This window comes from Caldanaerobacter subterraneus (genome assembly GCF_004345675.1).
GTDB lineage: Bacteria > Bacillota > Thermoanaerobacteria > Thermoanaerobacterales > Thermoanaerobacteraceae > Thermoanaerobacter > Thermoanaerobacter subterraneus.
Window position 1 is genome coordinate 1,518 of record NZ_SLWU01000057.1, and the last position, 2,340, is coordinate 3,857.

The 2,340-nt window shown below is 40.3% G+C and carries 1 protein-coding gene and 1 pseudogene; both read right to left on the minus strand.

The window, feature by feature from the left end:
- The coding region (locus tag EV203_RS13045) for a VirD4-like conjugal transfer protein, CD1115 family (RefSeq protein ID WP_132040886.1) at positions 1-1,766 on the minus strand (1,766 nt) is incomplete at its 3' end.
- Positions 1,756-2,340: pseudogene (locus EV203_RS13050) on the minus strand (MobP3 family relaxase); the annotation flags it as partial. The gene EV203_RS13045 and the pseudogene EV203_RS13050, both read right to left, overlap by 11 nt.

The window sequence follows — 2,340 nt, forward strand, 5'->3', positions numbered from 1 at the left end:
TTCTCGATGTCAGGTATCCATACAGGAGCAGGCACCACCTCCCTTACAGCTTCTTCTAAAGCAGCAGGAATTAAATCTTTTGCTGCAGGCCATTTAGAAAGGTCGGGTAGGGGAAGCCATGCAGGATTCTGCCTTGCCTGAAGTATAAGTGCTCTATCCTGCGGCCACCTCAAAACTTCATCAGGAATTAATAAAGGCCTTCCTGTGAGGCCCTCTGATGTGCTGTGACTGTAATCTGTATGTTTAACTTGTGAAGAATAACTTTCAGTCCTTATTGTGTACTGTCCTGTTTTTAAGCTTATTATCTTCGCTGTTTCTGGGTCTGTTGTGAGGATATATACCCAGACAGCACAGTTTCCTGTGATTGTCTGAGCAAGCTCTTTATACTTTGCTTTAATCTGTGATATATCCTGAACAGCCAGCAAGAACCTCATGTTTCTTCCTGCTGCTACAGTGATTTTTTTATCAAAGTCAGGTATTGGAGGAAGGTTCCCAAACTCGTCTAGAATAAAATTAACTCTTTGAAGAAGTCTTCCTCTGTTTTTATTTGCAAGGTCAACTAAAGCTTGATAGGCTTGCGAAATATAAAGTGTTGCTAATACGTTTCGTGTGCTTCGTTCATCAGGAATGACTATAAATACTGCTGCTTTTTCTTTTCCTACAGCATCTAAATCGTGGTCCTTTTTTGATGTAAGATAAACAACTGCAGGGTCGCTCCAGAGCCTTAACTGTGCTGCAGTGCCTGTGAATATAGAGCTTCTTAATCTATCTTCTGAAAGAGCTGCAACTCCGTAGGCTGAAGCAGCAGGATGTGTATAGGGTAACGACTTAAAATACCTATCTAATAATTCTCCTCCATTTGCGCCTAAGCGGTGGAGCATCTCATAAGCACTGCCTAAATGCCTTGCCTCCTTTGGCGCAGAAGAAGCAACAGCTAAAATTAAAGCAGCTGTTAAGCTTTCCTGTGACTGAGGCCATATGGGGTCTACCCCTATTTGTGGCTGTTGATTTGTTATTATGTTCGCTATGTCCCATGCACTTTGACTTGCACCAGAATAATCACCGGCTTCAAGATAAGATGCCACTTCTAAAACAGGATTCCACTGGTTTCCTCGATATGGATTTCTTAAGTCAATTAGAATAACTTTATATCCAAGCTTTTTTAGGTATTCTGATGTATAGCTGTACAGTTCTCCTTTGGGGTCAGATACAATCATACTTTCTCCTGTTTTTGCAATAGCCCATATCGTTGGTAGTATTATTCTTCTTGATTTACCGCTTCTTGTTGAGCCTATAACTAAGCAGTGAGTATCTCCTGTGTCAAGCCATGCTTTTGAAGTAGAAGGATTAAACCCTACAACAAAGCCCCCTTTCGGGGGGTTGTTGTTCAAATTCCACACTGTAAAAGTTTTTGATATTTCTTTTTCTGTTCTCCACCTTGCGGTTCCATATTCTCCTCTTCCTGCTGCTTCAGGAAGACCCAACTCATCAGTTTTTCTTTTTCTCCTTCCATAGATAGGAAAAAGTACAGAAATTAAAGCTGCAAAAACAGCAGGCTGTAACCACAGCCATGAGGTCTTCACATCTTCTTTTTTGAGCAGTAAAGATATTCCCGATAAAGGTTTCTCTTTTATATATGCCTCCCATTTAGGAAGGCCTTCTTTAAAGCCGTAATCTTTAGCGTAAATCGGGAAAAGCAGTAAAAAAGGTGCGAATAAAAAATCAAGCATGAGAATTAGGACAGCTATTATAGCTCTAAATCTCACGGCTTTCACCCCTTCTTTCTGCCATTCTTCTTTTTTTCTCCATTTCTCTTTGAGCTGCAATGCTGGTCTCTGCTTCTGCTCTTAATCTTTCTCTTTCTAAAGCTCTCCATGCTGAGCGCCATACTGTATTTATAACTTTTGACGGGTCTTTCTGAAGTGCTGCTGCGCCCTTCAGCACAATCTGAGTTACTCTTTTCTGTATGTCTTCGTAAGCCTTGTCTGCTACTTTTTTTAAAATTTCAGGATTTGATGTATAGTGGCTGGCCAGCTCTTTAGCAAGGTCCTTATATCTTTCAACAGATTGAGAGAATCCAGGCTGCTTTAAAAGCCAGTCTGTAATTTCTTTTGCTTTTTCTTTTACTTCTTCAGGCATGTAAGCAAAAGCAATGCGTCCATGAGACGGCATAATTTTTGACAGCTCTTTAAGTTTTTCTAAAAGTTCTTCTTTTGTAGTTTGGTCAAGGGTAGGGGGGAGACCGGGCTTTTCTCCATTTAGTGCTCTTATTTCTATTCTTGCTTTTTTGACTTCCTTCAGCACTTCTGAAATATCTCTTTTAGCTGTATCTCTTATTAA